The organism is Shewanella sp. FJAT-51649, from assembly GCF_019457435.1.
In the GTDB taxonomy this organism is placed as follows: Bacteria; Pseudomonadota; Gammaproteobacteria; order Enterobacterales; family Shewanellaceae; genus Shewanella; species Shewanella mangrovisoli.
In genome coordinates, this window is the sequence record NZ_CP080411.1 from 3,851,296 (window position 1) to 3,871,292 (window position 19,997).

Consider the following 19,997-nt stretch of genomic DNA (forward strand, 5'->3'; position numbering starts at 1 on the left):
AGTGATGAAATACCCATTACTCGCATTAACCCTAGGTACACTCGCCCTTGTTGGCTGTGGTAGTGACGATGATAAATCCGAGGAGATCACGCCTCCGCCACCACCGCCGGTCGAAACCACAGTAAGTATCGATGAGGCCACCCAGATTAATCTGGCGGTAGAACAGTTTGACTCCAACACTGGCAGCTTAGTGTTCTCATTAACCGATGCTAACCAAGCGGCGATTACCGCCGCCAAGAGCTATGACATTTATTACTTTGGTTTCCCTAATAAGGATAAAGCCTCGTCCAATCCTAAGGCATGGAAACGCTGGCATGTGACCCAAAGCTATCGCTGTCAGAGCCAAGGGGAATGTTCGGGTCAACTGACCGAAGTCAAGAATGGCCAATATCAGTTTGAAATCGCGGGTCTCGATTGGCAGCAACAGGACCCCAGTGGCGCCGTGTCCCAAATCAAGGTCGCCATTCAGATCTATGGTGCTAAAGCCAATAATGAACTGACATTAGTCCAAGTCACACCGCAGTAATCCCATCATCGCGCCCAAAAAAAGGCATCCAATGGGATGCCTTTTTATTGCTGATATTAATGACTCCTACAAGCCCACAAATGCCCGCTGGGATAGAACTTAATCAACACGAAATCATTTAAGGTATCCATATCCACAATCTGCATATCGAAACTCATTCTGCCCTGCTCAAATAAGGCTTGGCGGGATTTTCGCACCTCGGCACGCATTAAGTCGGGCACTTCGGTTTGCAGTAGGTCCATTTTTAAATTGGCTTGGTCTAAATTCAGCTTATAAGTCATAGTGCCAGGCTCTAAGGCACTGACTTTGCCGCGGTAAATCAGCGCAGCCAAGTCTTGCCCATCCTGTGCATAGCGATAACTTAACTTAGCGTGATTAGCCTCTATCGCCACATCGAGGGCTAAGCTTTGGCTAAAGGCAGGCAGAGATTCGGCCATAAAAGGCGATTGGTACAGCTTAGCTTGGCAACTCAAATTGAGTTGCTTACTGTTAAAGCTCATGGCGTAAGTGCCCAGCACTATACTGGATAAAACCACAATTATTCCAACTACATGCCATAAACGAAACCTATGGGTTTTCGCCGTTAAATCAGAAAATTTAAGCACAGATCCCCACCATTTTTAGCCATAACTCATCAATCACATCGGCATTAAAATCCTCGGACATCATCTTGATGGTCTCGAATCTCAGCCCATCGGCATCTTCATTTTTTAGCACTAGACTCACAAACTTTTGGTCCGTTGAGATAGTGGCGGCGATGGATTGCCAAGGGAAAATGGCACAAGCCGAAACCTGCACCAGAAAGTGGTCGACTAATGGCTTCATCGAATGGTCCGTCGGCTGCCCCGTATAGAATTGGATCTCTGACAAATCACCATTATGCATAGGTAATTGCGTCGCATAATTGGGCGCGATGCTCGTGGGATGGGAGATCCGAGAGCCAACCCAAAACAGCGTTGCCAAGGTCAAGAGCATCAGCAACATAAACTGCGGCATACCTAGTTTAAAAAGCGGCGAATTAAGCTCGGTACGAGATTGTTTTCTAGGGGTGGCGTAAAGGATAAAACCTTGATTAGCAACATTAACTAATAGATGCGCCGCATCGTCACCGAGAAATAACCTTAAGCGACGAATGGTGCTATTGAGCAAGTCATCAGCACGCATAGACAATTTGAGTTGCGGCCGAATCGCCTGCTGTAACTCCATGCGCGAAACGACTTTGCCGCGCTGTGCACTCAGCAGAGAAAGTATTTGAAATTCATCCGCACTCAATAACCAGCTGCGTCCTGAAGCCGAATCAACCAGCACTTGTTCCTGTGCATTAAACCAACAAGCGCCTATTTGCATCTCGGCCTCTTTCATCATCTTACTTGAGACCGAGTATACAATTCGAGCTAAAACAACGCAGTGATCTTAATGCCACCTAACATGGTCAGATGAATAATCTGTGAAACACATCAATAAAACATTTAATGCTAAAAACAAACGACGATACATAGTGTTTCATTTGTTTTTAGAACATTGCAGCATTGAGCCACATATGTACCAAAATGCTAGCAATATAGCCAAGCGCGATCACAGGTGTCCAACGTAAATGGGCGCCGAAGGTGTAAATCCCCCTAGCCTGTCCCATCAAGGCAACCCCGGCCGCACTGCCGATGGATAATAAACTACCCCCAACGCCCGCGGTTAAGGTCACCAGTAACCATTGACCGAGGGCCATCTCTGGGTTCATGGTCAATACGGCGAACATCACTGGAATATTATCGACAATCGAAGACAACAGACCAATAGCCACGTTGGCATAAGTTGCATCCCAATGGGAATACAGTGCCTCAGACACTAAGCTCAAATACCCCATAAAGCCAAGGCCGCCCACACATAACACCACACCGTAGAAGAACAGTAAGGTATCCCATTCGGCGCGGGAGATCCGGCTAAACACATCGAAGGGCACCACGCTGCCAAGTTGTTGTAGTCGTTGTTTATCCTGACGTAATTCCGCCTTTGCACGCTCACGGGCAACGGATTTGTCGAAGGTCTTACGCAGGTAATAACCAAAGAACTGTAGGAAGCCCAGACCCGTCATCATCCCAAGCACAGGTGGCATGCCGAAGAAGGAATGAGCACACACTGCCGTCGCAATGGTCAGCAGGAATAACGCCACGATACGTTTCGCACCGGGTTTAGTGTACACCTGCTCTTTTTCTGGCTCTGGCACATAACGTGGAATAAACACGCTCATAATCGCCGCAGGCAAGGCAAAGTTGACCAAGGCGGGAATAAACAGATGGAAGAAGTCAGCAAAGTGCACTAAGCCCTTTTGCCACACCATCAGGGTGGTGATATCGCCAAAGGGACTAAAGGCACCGCCCGCATTCGCCGCAACCACAATGTTGATACACGCCAGCGTAATAAATTTGCGCTGCCCCGCGCCGACCTTCATCACCACGGCACACATCAATAATGCAGTGGTTAAGTTATCGGCCACTGGCGAGATAAAGAACGCCATAAACCCCGTCAGCCAGAACACGGTTCGCAGACTAAATCCCCGTCCGACTAACCAACCGCGGATCGCATCGAATAAGTTACGTTCCTCCATGGCGTTGATATAAGTCATCGCCACTAATAGGAAGAGTAATAACTCGGCGTATTCCAGTAGATTGTGCTTAAAGGCTGCCTCGGAAACCTCCGACATGCCATTTTGCACATACACAAAACCTATCATGCCCCAAATAATGCCGGCTGCGACCAATACGGGTTTGGATTTACGCAGGTGCAGCGCCTCTTCGGCCATCACCAAAATATAGGCGAGCACGAAGACGCATACGGCAATATACCCCACTGATGCAGCGGTTAAATCGAGCCGTTCTGTTCCTTCGGTCATTGCCCAAACTGCTGGTGAGAATCCGCTCAATATTGCAACGCAGAATAGGCTAGCGAGCACCACTCCACTGTTTTTAAACCACCGCTGTAATTTCATCAAAGTTGATCTCTGCAAGGGAAATTAGTTCGAAAATTACCATAGCTCGGGCTCTGTAAATTTTGACAAAACGCAACTTTCTATGCATTTCCCGATAACCAAGGGCATCTACAACATTAATTTTTGTATAACTACAGACATAACTAATAAAGAATTAACTAACTTTGTTTCAAGTTAGTCCAAAAACAGCCAATAAAAAAGCACCTCTCGGTGCTTTTTTATTGATATCAATCACATTGATTAGAACGAATAGAGCAAGGTCATATTTGTTTCGGTATCAGTGCTCTTTTTATCATCCAGCGGCTCGCTGTTGTAACGCACGATAATCGCAAACTTCATCGCCAAGGCGCCAATAATATTGGCCGTCAGCGAGGTTTCTGAACGCGCATCTAATTTATCGCCGTAGTCGGCCACAAAACGTTGCTGGAATTTTGAGGTTTCAGTGATTTCAGTTTCGAAGTTGATCACGCCGTGGGCAACCACGCTGTCATTCGAATCTGTACCTTCTAGCAGGGCTTGCTCTGAATCGAGGCGTTGATAGATGTAACCGGGACCGATTTCCACATCCAAGAAGGTCTTGCTGGTGTCATAGAGTCTGTGACCATAACCCGCAGCACCTGATACTGTGTAGTCATAACCGGTAAAAGGGTCAACTTCGTAGTTAGCGTTGGCAAACAGATAGCTGCGATCTGTCATCTTATAGTTGCCTTGAGCACCCGCTAAATAACGTTTAGCTGTCACTTCACCCGTATCTTCTTTGTACAAACCTTCTAAAAGATATTGGTTTTCCCAGTCACCCAGTTCGTGTTTTAGGCTTAAGCGGCCCTTATAGGATGAGGTATCGGTGTTACCTGTGGTTAAGGTTGCACCTAACTCGGCTTCACCTGCGAATGTCTTGTCGCCTTTTACAAAATCGGCTCCCGCATTAGCCATAAATGGCGCAGTCATTAATAGCGCTGCGGTCAGTACTTTCTTCATGTTTATCCGTTCCTGTTGCGTTTTATCCCCTAAAAAATCTGCGCAATACTAACATTTACGATTAAAAAATGAAAATTCAACGGTTTTTTGCATAAAAAAGCCCGCTAATCAGCGGGCTTTTAAACATGCTTTAAGCCTTACAGGTTGATCTTAGGGTCTAAAGCACCTGACTGATAAGCTTTGTACATTGCTTGTAAAGACAAAGGCTTAATCTTAGAAGCTTGACCCGCACAACCAAAGGCTTCGTAGCGAACAGTACAGATGTCTGCCATCGCTTCCATAGAGGCTTTCAGGAACTTACGTGGGTCGAACTCGCTTGGGTGTTCGGCCAAGTATTTACGTACCGCACCGGTAGACGCTAAGCGCAAATCGGTATCGATGTTCACTTTACGCACGCCGTGTTTGATACCTTCAACGATTTCTTCTAATGGCACGCCATAAGTTTCAGGAATCTGACCACCGTATTGGTTGATGATCTGTAACCATTCTTGAGGTACTGAAGATGAACCGTGCATCACTAAGTGAGTGTTAGGAATGCGGGCATGGATTTCTTTGATGCGGTCGATACGCAGAACATCACCCGTTGGTTTACGGCTGAACTTGTATGCACCGTGGCTAGTACCAATCGCAATCGCCAGCGCGTCAACATGGGTATCAGCAACGAAGCGTGCCGCTTCTTCTGGGCTGGTCAGCAGTTGGTCGTGGCTTAATACGCCTTCTGCGCCCACACCGTCTTCTTCACCGGCAGTACCGGTTTCTAAGCTGCCTAAACAACCGATTTCACCCTCTACAGACACACCACAAGCGTGGGCGAATGCTACGGTTCTGCGAGTCACATCAACGTTGTACTCGTAAGAAGCAGGGGTTTTACCGTCGGCCATTAATGAACCGTCCATCATGACTGATGACATACCTAATTGGATAGAACGCTGACAGATATCAGGATCGGTACCATGGTCTTGGTGAATACAGACTGGGATATCTGGATACTGCTCAAGTGCAGCCGTCATCAGGTATTTTAAGAATTGTGGACGCGCATATTTACGTGCACCCGCAGAGGCTTGCACGATAACTGGGCTGTCTGTAGCTTCAGCGGCCTGCATGATGGCGCGCATTTGCTCAAGGTTGTTTACGTTGAACGCTGGCACACCGTATCCATGCTCTGCCGCGTGATCGAGTAGTTGTCGTAGGGAAATTAACGCCATTTTTTAACTCCAATAATAGGGTGACTGTCACATCAACGTTAGGTCACCGAGGTCGCTATCGTTTGGATGGATTTTTATGCTCAATCACTCAAGAACAACTTAGTCGTCTTAAGAGAATGAGCGGTTTTTTATAATTTTTTTATCAAGTTTTAGTGCCATCGCAGCACCCTGCCGCGATGGCGCAATACCTAACTCAATATTAGGCACCGCGTTGTTTTAGCATAGCTACAGCCGGTAACTCTTTACCTTCTAAAAACTCAAGGAAAGCGCCGCCACCAGTAGAAATGTAAGAGACTTTATCGGCGATATCATACTTGTCAACCGCCGCTAAGGTGTCACCACCGCCAGCAATAGAGAAAGCTTTAGAATCAGCGATAGCTTGTGCGATACGCTTAGTACCTTCACCGAATTGGTCGAACTCGAACACGCCCACAGGGCCGTTCCATACGATAGTGCCAGCAGACTCAATGATTTTCGCTAACGCTTCGGCGCTGTCGGGGCCGATGTCGAAAATCATGTCGCTATCGCCCACTTCATTGACCGCTTTTAAGGTCGCGGCAGCTGTAGGGCTAAACTCACCCGCAACAACCACATCGGTAGGCACAGGGATGTCGCCACCGCGGCTTTGGGCGTTCGCCACTAAGCGCTTAGCTTCATCGATTAAATCAGCTTCATACAGTGACTTACCAACATTATGGCCCGCCGCAGCGATAAAGGTGTTGGCGATACCTCCACCCACAACTAATTGGTCAACGATGCCAGATAAGCTTTCTAATACGGTCAGCTTAGTCGACACTTTAGAACCGCCAACGATGGCCACTAATGGGCGCGCTGGGTTGTCTAAGGCTTTGCCTAACGCTTCTAATTCTTGTGCTAATAATGGGCCTGCACAGGCGATAGGAGCGTGTAAGCCAACACCATTGGTTGACGCTTCTGCGCGGTGAGCGGTACCGAAGGCATCCATCACATACACATCACATAAGGCCGCCATTTTCTTTGACAGGGCTTCGTCGTTTTTCTTCTCGCCTTTGTTAAAGCGAACGTTTTCAAACACAACCACTTCGCCTACCGCAACTTCAACGCCGTCTAAATAGTCGGTCGCTAAACGGACGGTGCAAGACAGAGCTTTGGCCAAGTAATCGACCACAGGTTGCATGGAGAATTCGCTGTTGTATTCACCTTCGGTTGGACGACCTAAGTGAGACATCACCATTACCGCAGCGCCTTTGGCAAGGGCTAATTCGATAGTGGGAAGAGAGGCGCGCAGACGTGCATCACTGGTGACGACGCCGTTGCTGACTGGCACATTGAGATCTTCACGAATAAGCACTCGCTTACCTTGGAGATCTAAATCTGACATATTGATAATTGCCATGGTAACGCTTCCTTTTATAATCAAAAAAACAAACTGGTTTTTGCATCAATCGGTTAGCTTAGTAGCTACTCGGCACTCGACATCCCGTCGAATTGGCCACTAGGCTTAACCCATTGGTATAAATTCTTATCTTCAGCTTTGTTTAGCTGCAATCATCGCCAAACTGGTATCTAGCATACGATTTGCAAAGCCCCACTCGTTATCGCACCACAGCAACAGTTTAACCAACTGTCCTGCGCTCACCCGAGTTTGGGTGCCATCGACAATACTTGAGCGCGGATCATGGTTAAAATCACAGGATACGAGCGGCTCATCAGTATAGCCTAAGATACCGTTAAATCGTCCATTGGCCGCCAATTCTAACACTTGATTGACGGTCGCAATATCCACTGTTTTATCTAATGTTACCGAAAGATCGATAGCAGTAACGTTGATCGTGGGAACGCGCACCGAAATCGCCTCAAACTTGTCTTTCATGTGCGGCAAAATCCGCTCGATACCACGGGCAAGTTTAGTGTCGACGGGGATGATTGACTGACCCGCAGCTCGGGTGCGGCGTAAATCATCATGATAGGCATCAATCACTTGCTGATCGTTCATCGCCGAATGGATAGTCGTAATCGCGCCACTTTTCACACCAAAGTGTTTATCCAGCACGTCGATGACGGGCACGATACAGTTGGTCGTACAAGAAGCATTGGAGACCACGGTATGCTCGGCGCGCAGTAAGTCTTGGTTCACACCGTAAACGATAGTGCCGTCAACATCGGCAGAAGAAGGGTGACTGATTAAGACCTGTTTGGCGCCTGCGTGGATATGGGCCTCGCAGCTGTTGCGATCTAAGATGGCGCCTGTCGCTTCATAGACGATGTCGATGTCCATCTCACCCCAAGGCAACTTGGCTGGATCCGGTTCATGGAGAATTTTGATGACGTCATCGCCGATCAGCATCTGATCATCGACTAATTTGACTCTGGGCTGAAACCGACCGTGAGTAGTGTCGTACTGGGTCAGATGAATGATGGCTTCAGGCTTAGCCAACTCGTTGATTGCGACAATTTGTATTTGCTGACGTTTTCCGGACTCATATAAAGCGCGAAGGATTGAGCGGCCAATACGACCATAACCATTGATTGCGACTCGGATCATTGAGGTCTTTATTTCCTCTTAACAATACTGCATATACAAAAACGGCCTGCAAACGATTGCAGGCCGCATTATACAGATTAACCTTTCAAAAGTTTAACCTTTTGTCGGTAATCTCATCACCTAAGCGATTAGCCTAGTGATTTTGCAGCATTCAGCACATTTTCAACGGTGAAACCGAAATGCTTCAGCAGCACGTTGCCTGGCGCAGACTCACCAAAAGTGGTCATGCCAACAACAGTGCCTTCGAAACCAACATACTTGTACCAGAAGTCAGTATGTGCCGCTTCGATAGCGATACGCTTAGTCACAGCTTTTGGCAGTACAGACTCTTTGTAAGCGGCATCTTGCTTATCAAACTCAGTGTTTGATGGCATAGAAACCACGCGAACTTGTTTGCCTTGCTCGGTCAGCGCAGCTGCTGCTTCTACCGCTAATTGCACTTCACTACCGGTCGCAATCAGGATGTACTCAGGCGTACCTGCACAGTCTTGCAGTACGTAAGCGCCTTTTGCCACATTCGCTAATTGCTCTGCAGTACGTGCTTGAGCCTTCAGGTTTTGACGGCTGAATACTAGCGATGTTGGTGCATGACGACGTTCGATAGCCGCTTTCCAAGCCACTGCGGTTTCAGCCGCGTCACATGGGCGCCATACCGCCATGTTTGGCGTCATACGCAGGTTAGCTAATTGCTCAACTGGTTGGTGAGTTGGACCATCTTCACCTTGACCGATAGAGTCATGGGTATAAACGAAGATGTTTTGAATGCCCATCAGTGCAGACATACGTACTGCGTTACGTGCGTATTCCATGAACATCATGAACGTCGCGCCGTAGTTGATGAAACCACCATGGAGTGACACACCGTTCATGATGCCACTCATACCGAACTCACGTACACCGTAGTACACGTAGTTACCTGCTGGATCTTCTTGAATACCTTTAGAACCTGCCCACAAGGTCAGATTAGAACCCGCTAAGTCAGCACTGCCGCCTAACAGTTCAGGCAGAACCGCACCGAAAGCGGCAATCGCGTTTTGTGACGCTTTACGGCTCGCAATACCTTCGCCTTTCGCTTGGCATTCTTGGATAAAGGCTTGCGCTTTAGCTTCGAAATCGGCTGGTAATTCACCTTTCAGCACACGGCGCTCGTATTCGGCAGCCAGTTCTGGGTAAGCAGCAGCGTAAGCGGCAAACTTGTCGTTCCATGCTGCTTCACGGGCGTTACCGGCTTCTTTCGCATCCCAACCTGCGTATACGTCAGCAGGGATTTCGAATGGCGCATGTGGCCAGCCTAAGAATTCACGGGCCGCTGCGATTTCAGCATCACCTAATGGCGCGCCGTGGCAATCGTGGCTGCCAGATTTGTTTGGCGAACCAAAACCGATAATGGTTTTGCAGCAGATCATGGTTGGCTTGTCGGTCACGGCTTTTGCTGCTTCGATAGCCGCGCGAATCGCATCGCTGTCGTGACCATCAACGTTAGCAATCACGTGCCAGCCGTATGATTCGAAACGTTTTGGCGTGTCATCGGTAAACCAGCCTTCAACATGACCGTCAATAGAGATGCCGTTGTCATCCCAAAATGCGATCAGTTTGCCTAGGCCTAAGGTACCTGCCAGAGAACAAGCTTCGTGGGAAATACCTTCCATTAAGCAGCCATCGCCGAGGAAGCAGTATGTGTAGTGGTCAACAATATCGTGACCTTCACGGTTGAATTGTGCCGCTAAGGTTTTTTCTGCAATCGCCATACCCACAGCGTTGCTGATCCCCGCCCCTAATGGGCCAGTGGTGGTTTCAACACCAGGGGTGTAGCCGTATTCTGGGTGACCCGGAGTTTTTGAATGTAACTGACGGAATTGCTTCAGTTCATCGATAGGCAGGTCGTAGCCAGTCAGGTGTAATAAAGAGTAGATCAGCATAGATCCGTGACCGTTAGAGAGGATAAAACGATCTCTATCTACCCATTTCGGATTGTTCGGATTGTGCTTAAGGAAATCATTCCACAGCACTTCAGCAATATCTGCCATGCCCATTGGGGCGCCAGGGTGGCCTGAATTTGCTTTTTGAACTGCATCCATACTTAACGCACGGATTGCGTTGGCGAGTACTTTACGGGAAGACATGCTCTCTCCTGCTTAATTTGTGGGGTCTAGCGGGCAATTTGGACGCATATTTTCCCCTACATAGCGAAGCGACGCAAACGAAAATTGCATTCCACTGTCCAGTCTGGTGGATTACACCTTTGAAGGTTTAGGCGAATTCATCTTAAAACACATTAAACACATTTGTAATACAATAATTCAAATATGTTATATCCTTTATTACATTGCACCCCATAGCGATAAGGCTACAACCTTGGTTTGAGCTTAGCTCAGCGACAACTTACCCAGCTCATCTGGAACAAAAACCACATACCACTATCAATTCATTGAGTTAGAGCAGAAACTCCAGCGCCGCAAACTCAGCCCGATTTGGGGCTTACCTCACTTTACACACAAATATTTAGTTTAGGGGGTGTCAACCAAGGGAAATTCCACTAAAATAGCCGTCTAGATGTAGATGCTTCTACACGTTTGATTGCTAACGACGAGATTTTCCTACTATGGCAAAGCACTTGTTTACTTCTGAGTCGGTCTCAGAAGGTCATCCCGATAAGATTGCAGATCAGATTTCTGATGCTGTGCTAGATGCGATTCTGGCCCAAGATCCTAAAGCACGTGTTGCGTGCGAAACGTATGTCAAAACTGGCATGGTATTAGTAGGTGGCGAAGTGACCACCTCTGCCTGGGTTGATATTGAAGAGCTGACCCGTAAAACGGTTCGTGAAATTGGTTATGTCCATTCAGATATGGGCTTCGATGCCGATTCTTGCGCAGTATTAAATGCGATTGGTAAACAGTCTCCAGACATCAACCAAGGTGTCGACCGTGCCGATCCAAAAGAACAAGGTGCCGGCGACCAAGGTTTAATGTTTGGTTATGCCAGCAACGAAACTGACATTCTGATGCCAGCGCCAATCACCTATGCCCACGCATTAGTGAAGCGCCAATCAGAAGTGCGTAAAGATGGCACTCTGCCATGGTTACGCCCAGATGCGAAAAGCCAAGTCACCTTCGCTTACGAAGACAACAAAATTGTTGGTATCGATGCGATCGTACTGTCTACCCAACACAGCCCAGACATCGCCCAAGCGGATCTGATCGAAGGCGTGATGGAAACCATCATCAAGCCAGTTCTGCCAGCACAATGGCTGAACAAGGACACTAAATACTTCATCAACCCAACTGGCCGTTTCGTTATCGGTGGTCCAATGGGTGACTGTGGTTTAACCGGTCGTAAGATCATCGTAGATACCTACGGTGGTATGGCGCGTCACGGTGGTGGTGCTTTCTCTGGTAAAGATCCATCAAAAGTTGACCGTAGTGCGGCCTACGCTGCCCGTTACGTAGCGAAAAACATCGTTGCAGCAGGCCTAGCGGACCGTTGTGAGATCCAAGTGTCTTACGCTATCGGTGTGGCTGAACCTACGTCTATCAGCGTTGAGACTTTTGGTACAGGTAAAGTGTCTGAAGAGGTCTTAATCAAGTTAGTCCGTCAACACTTCGACCTGCGTCCATACGGCCTGACTGAAATGCTGAACCTAGCTCGCCCAATCTATCAAGCAACCGCCGCTTATGGTCACTTTGGCCGTAACGAGTTCCCTTGGGAAGCGACGGATAAAGCTGACGCACTTCGCGCCGATGCTGGTCTGTAATCTGCATTAAGCTCATGCTTTCGCTTGTAAAAAACCGCCTTAGGGCGGTTTTTTTATGCTTAGGATGTATTGCCTAACCCCATCATAATCAGCAAGATGGCTTTCACTATAGGCAAAAGACAGGGACTCAATGAAGCCGTTAATTGCACAACTCCAATCCTGTTCTTGGGCGACCAAGGTGGGCCATAGCGAGCCAAGGGCAAAAACCTTAGGCAACCTTGAAGAAATCACCACTTATCTTGAAAAGGATCCAGACCGTTTTTTCGAACCGCCCTACTCCGAACCCTATGAAAGCTTATGCGTTAGCGACCATCAGCAAGCCGACAGATTAAAGCCCCAAGTCGCCAGTGAACTTGTCGCCCAAATCGCTAAAGCCGCCTATCTGGAAACCTGGGAAATAGTGCCCGTTGCTGAGATTTGCGCACTAGTCTCAGATGATGCCGATACCTTAGCCACTTTACTGTTAGCCGATGCAACACTCTCAGAATTTACCCAAGAACGTTTAGCCTGGTACTTACAAGGACGGCTTCCTTTTGGCTATCAAGGGAATTATCCGACGGGAGAATGGTTAATCCTATAACTCGGATTAACAGTGGTCAAAATGGGCGTTTTGCATACACAGCAGGTTTATCTGCGCGGCGGATAACAGTGCACAGTCTTGCACACTGATTATCCTTGCACCTTGAACGGCCTCAGGTGTTAAACGTTCTATAGCCGCGCTGTAGGCATTGGTTCTGCCGCAATCGAGCCAACTATCCTCAATCTGCAGCCAATAGTGGGGGCGACTGTCGTCGCAATCGACTTCAAATCCACGGGCTGTACATCGCTGCAACTCGCACTCGGATAGCAAGACTCGCAAATTATCCCAAGCCGACAAATTGGCATTGGCGTATGTCGTCAGCAGATTGCTGACCAAGGTATCACTCACTATTTCTCTCCAACCAAAAGGCTTTAGCCTCGGGCCCTGGCATCGCCTTGGCGTATAACCAGCCCTGCACATAACTCCCCCCTGCCGCTTTAACAAACTCGGCCTCTTCAAGGGTTTCAACCCCTTCGGCAATCAAACTAAAGCCTAAACTATTACAAAGCTTACAGATTTGCAGATACAAGGTACGCCCTTTGGGCTCACTGGTATTGGCCAAAATACTACGGTCGAGCTTAATACCATCGACATTGATCCGACTCAGTAAACTTAAGCTAGAAAACCCTGTACCGAAGTCATCTAAGAAAAAGCTAAACCCATGTTGTTTAAGCTGCTTCATGCTGTTATCGATACGATTTAAATCCAACATAAAGGCCGATTCTAACATCTCAATTTCGACTCGGTTGGCGACGCAGCCTAACCTTTCATTCATGGTCGCCAACAATTGGGGATCGGTAATATTGTTTGGGTCGATATTGATGCTCACTTTTGGGTAAAAACCTTCTAATTCCCAGCGAGCGAGATCCTCTGCAACTGTATTAATCACAAAGCGGTCGATGATATGGGAATAACCCGCACGCTGAAAGGCATCAATAAAATACGGCCCCTTTAACTTACCATGCTCATCCTTCAGGCGAATAAGCGCCTCATATCCAACAACATGATTAGTGCTTAAGGCAATTTTAGGCTGATAGTGTAGTTGCAACTCCCCCGCCAAGACTTCTTTGATGGTCTTCTCGAGGTTCAATTCAGCCTTAAGTGATTCGGACTGCTGCTGTGAATAATGCTGCTCCGTCATACGGTCTATATCTGCTTGAAACTGCACACGTTTGATTAATTCACTATCAAACTCATAGTGCTCAGACATCAAGGAGAAACGTCGTACAAAGGGCAGATAAATCAATACCCCAAGTCCTATCAATAACACTTGGAAAAACACCGCACTCAGGTGGCCGCTGGCAATGTAAGCGTTGAGCAATGGCGGCGTGATCCAAGGGAAACTGTGACCCTCAAAGCTTAAGATCCCAACATGGATAGCACTGTAAGCTAAGATAAAATTAATCAGCGGCGACAGGATAAACGGCACTAATAAGCGCGGATTAAAGATAATCGGTAGGCCGTAAATCAGAATTTCATTGATGTTAAAAATCGCAAAGGGCGTGGCAATTTTCGCAATATGCCGAGTGGCACTGTCTTTAGCGCCAATAAAAATGGCAATGATCAGCGATAGAGTGGCACCGCTACCGCCATAGAGAATAAATAAGTCCATAAACTGGCTCGCCGTTAAATGCGGTACCAGTTGCATTAAGCCATTATCGACGCCAATCAGCAGTAGATAGGCGTTATCGCCATGCACTCCAAAACACCAGAGCACATGGGTGAGCAGGATCCGCATAAACAGTTGCACGCCGAGGCTCGCTTGTTGCAACCCTTCGATAAATGGGGCAAATAACCATTCTAAAAAGATTGAAGCTTCGGCAACAACGGCGAACAGGCCAATAAAACCAATCACTATCGGGAAAAATAAATTTAAATGTTGCTTTAAGTAACGGCTCAGCGCCTTAGCCTTTATCAGTTGCAGCCTCTTCCATGCACTCAAAAAACGTAATAAATAGGCAGAGATAATTGGCAAAACCGCAATCCGCGGATCCGCCAAAATGGCGCGTACATAATCGAGATTAAATACATTACCTGTATCTTGGGCATTAATGGCGAGTAAAATACTGAGCGACAAAGAACACACCACAATCGCCGACAGCTGTAGATATTTAGCGAAGTGAAAGGACAAAGAAATCAGTGCAAGTAATGGAAAAATCTTTGAAAGTTGCACCGAAAAAAAACTAATTCCCTGATGAAATGCAGAGCCTTGCCAAGTCGGCATGCCAATGTCGAGTAATGCAATGATCAGGGATAGAAACGAATTAATCAAAATAAAAGGCAGTAACGCGATAAAGGATTCACGTATCGAAATGAGAAAACTTCTATCAAGAAATTGGCGTAGCTCAAACTTCATAGCAGCATTTATATTGATTAGTATTCTCTAACCATAGTCGATACAGAGTATTCCTCATAACGATATGCACTAAATACTGAGTTTCCAAGCAAGAACAAGTGTCAATCTGGATGTTCACTAAGCTTGAGTGCGCGCCACCATTAAATAGTAATCTCTTGCCGAAACGGTAAAGAAATCGACCACTTGCATTGTGGCTTTTTGAGTATGAGCGGCAAAGGAACGCTCGTTCTCCTCGGCAATAAAGGTCACCGCATAGGCAAAATGAGGGGCAAGTTGCTGATAAATCCCCTTCACCAAAGCTTCAAAAATCCCCTGACCTCGATAGTGTTCATCTATCCAAATGGGGCCATACTGACAAGTGTTCTGCTTTGTTAACTTAGGGCCATCCCACTCGGCCTTAGCTAAGCGATTAAGGAGCGTGCGATAAACTGGCCAAGTTTCGAAAAAGGCCCAACGCCCGGCAATCACATAACCAATAATCCGCCCTTTATCCTCGGCCACCACCACCCAATGTCGAGTGACTAATTCGGTCAGTTCACTACGGCCAAAGGCTTGCCCCTCCAAGCCCATTGCCGAAGACGCCAGTTCATCATTGAGGAAGGTTTTTTCTAATAAAACTAAAGAATCAATATCTTGTGTCGTAGCAGGGCGTATATTTACTGTCATTATCTAAACTCAATTTGGCGAGTAATATGGCTGGCGGCGCGCCAGTATACAGGAGTCCTAAATCATCCCAATAATAGATGCATAAAAACTGATGTTTTTTTAGCCCATTGATTTGCAAATTATCCTGTTGTTTCCCAAACTTAAGGCATATTTTTGCCCTTTAGGCGCCACCATGTTGCCCGAAACCATCAACCCCAATGTCAGCCTGCTCGATAGTGACCACCAGCAAGTCAATCTCGGTCGCTGGATGCATCAATGCGAGTTGATTAAAAGCTATTACAGCGCCACCAGTGTGTTTGTGCTGCAAATGACTCAATCTGGTTTTGAAGTGATTGTCAGCTCAGTGAGCGAAACGCCACTCTTTACCTCAGGCACTTTGTTTGCGAGCGACTTCCCCCTGTTTGAACAACTTAAACATAGTCCGGCGGAAGGAGACTATCTTAATCTCGGCCGTTTTATGCTCGATGAATTGCCACGGGATTTCGATGGTATTCAACATATTCTCTCCCGCCCTATCGCTTGGCCCGACGGCAGCCAATTTGGTTCACTGTGCGTGTTAAATCCCCATATGGTCGAGCCCGCGAGCAACAGCGCCATGCTCGAGCCCTTCCAAATTTTGCTGCAGCAGGAATTATCCCTGTTATGCCAAAACCATCGAATTGAATCCCTATCGATGCGCGATCAAGAGACCGGCATGCTCAACCATTATGGTTTTATGATGATGGCGCCTAGGCAACTCAATCTAGGACGACGTTTTGGCGCCCATGCGGGAATCGTCTTCTTCGAGTTAACTGAAGCAAATTCGTCGGAAAATACTTTAGAAGAGAAACACCATAGACTGCTGGGCAATTTGGTCCAAGATACTATTCGCACCGCCGATGTGGCCGCCCATTACAGTGAGACTCAATTTGTGGTGTTAGCTTTCGTCGATAGCGAACGCGATATATTGCACATTATGAAGCGGGTCGAAAAACAATTAGAACAACAAAACCCCCATCTAAAACTCGATGCCAGTTACAGCTTCTTTACCCCAGAATCGACGGCCAAGTTAGCGCCTATGATGGAAGATGCGCGCTGCAAACTCAAATCCATGCAGCCAGAGCCTGAAGCAAACCAAGCAAATCAAGCGCCCAAATTCGATGCCGAGCAGTATGATAATCCCGCCGCCGACTCGGCCGAGCTCTAGCTTTTACGCGGGATTAATCTTTAGGAAGCTCATCCTGACGCTTCGCCCATTGGATAAACAGCACCACGGGATAGGGTGACATCAATACGAGTCCTAAACCAATGAGGCTTGAGATCAGTAACATACCGCTGATTTCTAGACTCCATTGGGTCAACATATAGATCCCAAGTCCACAAACTAACATCAAAACACCTAACCAATGTAAAAACTTCAATAAATTCATAGTGCTTTTAATGGTATCTGTCATATAAACCTCTTTTTATCTCCCGCTAAACTTGTACACTATGGCCATGAATACGGAAAAAGGAACTGAGACAATGTTAAAACAAACATTTCTATTAAGCGCATTACTTTTTGGTTTAACCGCATGTCAGAGCACTGACGTTGCCAATCAGGACACAGTGCCATTACAGGGAAGCTGGCATATTGAAGCCGTTCAAGGGCAACCCACAGTGGATTACAGCCCTGCGCAAATCACCTTCGCTGATGAAGGTAAACTCTCTGGCAATAACAGCTGCAACAACTTCTTTGGCCAATACAGCCAGCAGGGACAGGCGCTAAAAATCATTCCTGGCGGCAGCACGATGAAGGCCTGCGTCGATGCGCTGATGCAGCAGGAGCATAAAGTGATGCAAGCCCTGCCGTTGGTCGCTAAGGCCAAGTTAGTGCAAGGTCGTTTAACTCTGCTTAGCAGCGACGATAAGCCCGTCCTTGTCTTAAGCCAGCTTAAATAAGCTCGCTTCGATAATAAAAAACCGCCTAGTTGGCGGTTTTTTATTACTCGATGAATTAGCTTTTCGTCGCGGCGTTTTCACTCGCGGCATTTTGCTCGGCAATCATAGCGCTCTGCACCATGTCGGCATTGTAATGCTCAACATCGAGCTCATCTTCCGACTTAGCAATCACAGTCGTCGCCACTAAGTCGCCAGAGACGTTTACCACGGTGCGCGCCATATCGAGAATACGGTCAATCCCCGCAATCAAGGCCACGCCTTCTAAGGGCAAGCCCACGGTCGAGAGCACTAAGGTCAACATCACTAAGCCCGCACCCGGCACACCCGCAGTACCGATTGAAGCTAAGGTCGCGGTTAAAATAATCGTTAGATAGTCGACCCAAGTTAAATCGATACCAAAGGCCTGCGCCACAAACAGCGCGGTCACGCCTTGATATAAAGCCGTACCATCCATATTGATGGTGGTGCCTAAGGGCAGCACAAAGCTAGAGATCTTCTTATTTACCCCGAGATATTCGCTCGCACATTTCATGCTTGCAGGTAAGGTCCCCGCCGAACTTGAGGTGGTAAATGCCACCGCCATCGCATTGCTGATCCCCTTGAAAAAATGCAGTGGATTCAGCTTGGCAAATAGGCGCAGCACTATGCTATAGAAGCCTAACACATGGATAATACAGCCAATATATACGGCAATAATCACTTTAATCAGCGGCCACAGCATGTCGATGCCATACTCGCCCGCGACCCATGCCATCAAGCCAAATACCCCGTAAGGCGCAAGCTTCATCACCATATCGGTGAGTTTATACATGGCCTCGGCAAGGCTTTCAAATACCTTGATCGCAGGCTTACCATGGTCGCCAATCAAGACCAAGGCAATCCCTAGGGCCACGGCAAACACAATGACTTGCAGGATTTGGCCACTCGCCAAGGCGGCAACAGGGTTGGTAGGGACTATATCAATCAGGGTTTGCATCACCGAAGGCACTTCTTTCGCCGTTTGTACCGCTTCGTGTTGCAGTAAAGGCACGCCCGCCCCGGGTTGCACCACATAGCCCACGGCTAAACCTAGGCTGATCGCAATCGCGGTGGTACAGAGGTAAAACGCAAAGGATTTAAACCCAATTCGGCCCATTTTGGCGGTGTCTTCCATTGAAGTCACACCGACAATCAATGAACAAAACACTAAAGGCACAATCAGCATCTTGATGGTATTCACAAACAGGGTGCCAATAGGTTTCAGGTAAGAAGCCTGCTCACCTAAGCTGACGCCCACCGCAATCCCCAACACCATACCAACGAAAATTTGCAGCCACAGGGGCACTGACATCCAGGAAGACCAGATCCGGCCTAGGGCTGATGACCTTTGTTTTGACATGTTTATAACCTTGAGTTTGAAATGATGATAGGGCTGAGCCTTATCCTTGGCGGGACTAACTTAACTTAGCCAGCCGCCGAGTCTAACATAAGGGATAAAATTCTAAGGATGATCTATATCACGTTGATGCCAACCGCTGCAAAATCCAGCTAAGGCAAAGCTTAGGCCTCAAATTGCACCGAATTGACTGAGGCGGCAAAACGTTGGCGATAAAGGGATGCGGGCGGCTGCTCGCACTCAATAAGGTAGCTCCAATAGTCATCGTCAAAACCGCTGAAGAGTGACTGATTATCCCCCTGCGATTTGAGGATCAAATACCACCAAACCAGCCCCCATAGTCCAAAGGTGATTAAGGTAAGTACAAAGTGCATGGCATGATTCATCTTAAGATCTTCTTGCACTTCATAGACTTGTAAAAATTTGGGCTTAAAGCGACGAGTTGATTTTACGAATGCCATAATCGCACCACTCCCTTAGGGTGAAAACCTTATTCAAGCCTAGCAGATTAGACTTTAGTCGTACAAAAATTAGCCGTGATTAAAGCAGGATTTGAAACGCTGTTCACTCGTTCTTCTAAACGGTTCCGTGCTAAAGTGTGCCGCCGAATAAAAGCCGATGCTTAAGCGTCATCCCCATACACAAGAGCGGTAGAGGTACTAACCGCCGAGGAGTTGTTATATGTTGATCCGTAAAGCCAAAGTGCAAGATCTCATCGCCCTAGTTCAATTTAATCAGGCAATGGCACAGGAAACCGAAGGCCTCGCCTTAGACGAAACGACCCTGATTAAAGGCGTCAATACCCTATTGAATCACCCTGAGAAAGGCTTTTATCTGGTAGCCGAAATCGATGGCGACATTGTCGGTTCGCTGATGGTTACCTTCGAGTGGAGCGACTGGCGCGCCAAAGATTATTACTGGATCCAAAGCGTTTATATTCGCCCACAGAATCGCCGTCAGGGGATTTATGGCAAGCTCTATGCTGAGGTGAAACAATTGGCCGAGGCCAATGGTGGCGCCGCGAGTTTCCGTCTCTATGTGGAGCAGGAAAATACCGCTGCTCAGCAAACCTACCAAGCGCTAGGGATGAAGCAGAGTTACTATCTGATGTACGAAGAAAAGTAATAAAA

The 19,997-nt window shown here is 47.5% G+C and carries 20 protein-coding genes; 6 read left to right on the forward strand and 14 right to left on the reverse strand.

Annotated elements, in window-relative coordinates:
• The first annotated feature begins 4 nt into the window (after positions 1-4).
• Entirely contained in the window at positions 5-526 is a 522-nt protein-coding gene (locus K0H59_RS16915) for a hypothetical protein (protein WP_088210268.1), read from the forward strand.
• 56 nt (positions 527-582) lie between these two features.
• On the opposite strand, the gene K0H59_RS16920 is transcribed toward K0H59_RS16915, so the two are convergent.
• The 8 genes from K0H59_RS16920 to tkt form a co-directional block, all read right to left on the reverse strand.
• Positions 583-1,062 (reverse strand): hypothetical protein, encoded by a 480-nt coding sequence (locus K0H59_RS16920; protein WP_254915673.1) that lies wholly within the window; start codon positions 1,060-1,062, stop codon positions 583-585.
• Positions 1,063-1,123: 61 nt separating this feature from the next.
• A complete protein-coding gene (locus K0H59_RS16925) occupies positions 1,124-1,873 on the reverse strand; it encodes a helix-turn-helix domain-containing protein (protein WP_088210266.1) in 750 nt (249 codons plus the stop codon).
• 166 nt (positions 1,874-2,039) lie between these two features.
• The gene (gene nhaD, locus K0H59_RS16930; RefSeq protein ID WP_011718151.1) at positions 2,040-3,509 is read right to left on the reverse strand and encodes a sodium:proton antiporter NhaD; all 1,470 of its coding nucleotides are present in this window, start codon (positions 3,507-3,509) and stop codon (positions 2,040-2,042) included.
• Positions 3,510-3,749: 240 nt separating this feature from the next.
• Complete coding sequence (locus tag K0H59_RS16935) at positions 3,750-4,487, reverse strand: YdiY family protein (RefSeq protein ID WP_011718152.1); 738 nt, start codon at positions 4,485-4,487, stop codon at positions 3,750-3,752.
• A 137-nt stretch (positions 4,488-4,624) separates the two neighbouring features.
• Positions 4,625-5,692, reverse strand: coding sequence for a class II fructose-bisphosphate aldolase (gene fba / locus K0H59_RS16940; protein WP_011621571.1), 1,068 nt, complete (start codon positions 5,690-5,692; stop codon positions 4,625-4,627).
• Between the two features lie 199 nt (positions 5,693-5,891).
• The gene (locus tag K0H59_RS16945; protein WP_011627115.1) at positions 5,892-7,067 is read right to left on the reverse strand and encodes a phosphoglycerate kinase; all 1,176 of its coding nucleotides are present in this window, start codon (positions 7,065-7,067) and stop codon (positions 5,892-5,894) included.
• Between the two features lie 132 nt (positions 7,068-7,199).
• Positions 7,200-8,216 carry an erythrose-4-phosphate dehydrogenase gene (epd, locus tag K0H59_RS16950; RefSeq protein WP_220053784.1) on the reverse strand — a complete coding sequence of 339 codons (1,017 nt, stop codon included), beginning with the start codon at positions 8,214-8,216 and terminating at the stop codon, positions 7,200-7,202.
• Positions 8,217-8,344: 128 nt separating this feature from the next.
• Positions 8,345-10,339, reverse strand: coding sequence for a transketolase (gene tkt / locus K0H59_RS16955; RefSeq protein ID WP_086902638.1), 1,995 nt, complete (start codon positions 10,337-10,339; stop codon positions 8,345-8,347).
• Positions 10,340-10,818: 479 nt separating this feature from the next.
• Between tkt and metK the strand changes: the two genes are divergently transcribed.
• A complete protein-coding gene (metK, locus tag K0H59_RS16960) occupies positions 10,819-11,970 on the forward strand; it encodes a methionine adenosyltransferase (protein ID WP_011621567.1) in 1,152 nt (383 codons plus the stop codon).
• Between the two features lie 130 nt (positions 11,971-12,100).
• A complete protein-coding gene (locus tag K0H59_RS16965; RefSeq protein ID WP_220053785.1) occupies positions 12,101-12,550 on the forward strand; it encodes a hypothetical protein in 450 nt (149 codons plus the stop codon).
• Positions 12,551-12,556: 6 nt separating this feature from the next.
• Here K0H59_RS16965 and K0H59_RS16970 read toward each other — a convergent pair whose 3' ends face one another.
• From K0H59_RS16970 to K0H59_RS16980, 3 genes are all read right to left on the reverse strand, one after another.
• Complete coding sequence (locus K0H59_RS16970) at positions 12,557-12,898, reverse strand: hypothetical protein (RefSeq protein ID WP_220053786.1); 342 nt, start codon at positions 12,896-12,898, stop codon at positions 12,557-12,559.
• Positions 12,891-14,906, reverse strand: coding sequence for an EAL domain-containing protein (locus K0H59_RS16975; protein ID WP_220053787.1), 2,016 nt, complete (start codon positions 14,904-14,906; stop codon positions 12,891-12,893). The genes K0H59_RS16970 and K0H59_RS16975 overlap by 8 nt, the downstream gene beginning before the upstream one ends.
• A 117-nt stretch (positions 14,907-15,023) precedes the next feature.
• Complete coding sequence (locus K0H59_RS16980) at positions 15,024-15,572, reverse strand: GNAT family N-acetyltransferase (protein ID WP_220053788.1); 549 nt, start codon at positions 15,570-15,572, stop codon at positions 15,024-15,026.
• Positions 15,573-15,744: 172 nt separating this feature from the next.
• On the opposite strand from K0H59_RS16980, the gene K0H59_RS16985 reads away from it, so the two are divergent.
• Positions 15,745-16,758, forward strand: a complete 1,014-nt coding sequence (locus K0H59_RS16985) for a GGDEF domain-containing protein (RefSeq protein WP_220053789.1) — start codon at positions 15,745-15,747, stop codon at positions 16,756-16,758.
• Positions 16,759-16,771: 13 nt separating this feature from the next.
• Here K0H59_RS16985 and K0H59_RS16990 read toward each other — a convergent pair whose 3' ends face one another.
• Positions 16,772-17,005 (reverse strand): hypothetical protein, encoded by a 234-nt coding sequence (locus K0H59_RS16990; protein ID WP_086903750.1) that lies wholly within the window; start codon positions 17,003-17,005, stop codon positions 16,772-16,774.
• 70 nt (positions 17,006-17,075) lie between these two features.
• Between K0H59_RS16990 and K0H59_RS16995 the strand changes: the two genes are divergently transcribed.
• Positions 17,076-17,492 carry an META domain-containing protein gene (locus tag K0H59_RS16995; protein WP_011718162.1) on the forward strand — a complete coding sequence of 139 codons (417 nt, stop codon included), beginning with the start codon at positions 17,076-17,078 and terminating at the stop codon, positions 17,490-17,492.
• A gap of 55 nt (positions 17,493-17,547) precedes the next feature.
• On the opposite strand, the gene K0H59_RS17000 is transcribed toward K0H59_RS16995, so the two are convergent.
• On the reverse strand, positions 17,548-18,870 hold the full coding sequence (locus tag K0H59_RS17000) for a dicarboxylate/amino acid:cation symporter (protein WP_086903751.1): 1,323 nt from the start codon (positions 18,868-18,870) through the stop codon (positions 17,548-17,550).
• A 161-nt stretch (positions 18,871-19,031) separates the two neighbouring features.
• Positions 19,032-19,328, reverse strand: coding sequence for a DUF4234 domain-containing protein (locus tag K0H59_RS17005; RefSeq protein WP_220053790.1), 297 nt, complete (start codon positions 19,326-19,328; stop codon positions 19,032-19,034).
• Positions 19,329-19,548: 220 nt separating this feature from the next.
• Between K0H59_RS17005 and K0H59_RS17010 the strand changes: the two genes are divergently transcribed.
• The gene (locus tag K0H59_RS17010) at positions 19,549-19,992 is read left to right on the forward strand and encodes a GNAT family N-acetyltransferase (protein ID WP_220053791.1); all 444 of its coding nucleotides are present in this window, start codon (positions 19,549-19,551) and stop codon (positions 19,990-19,992) included.
• Positions 19,993-19,997 lie beyond the last annotated feature (5 nt).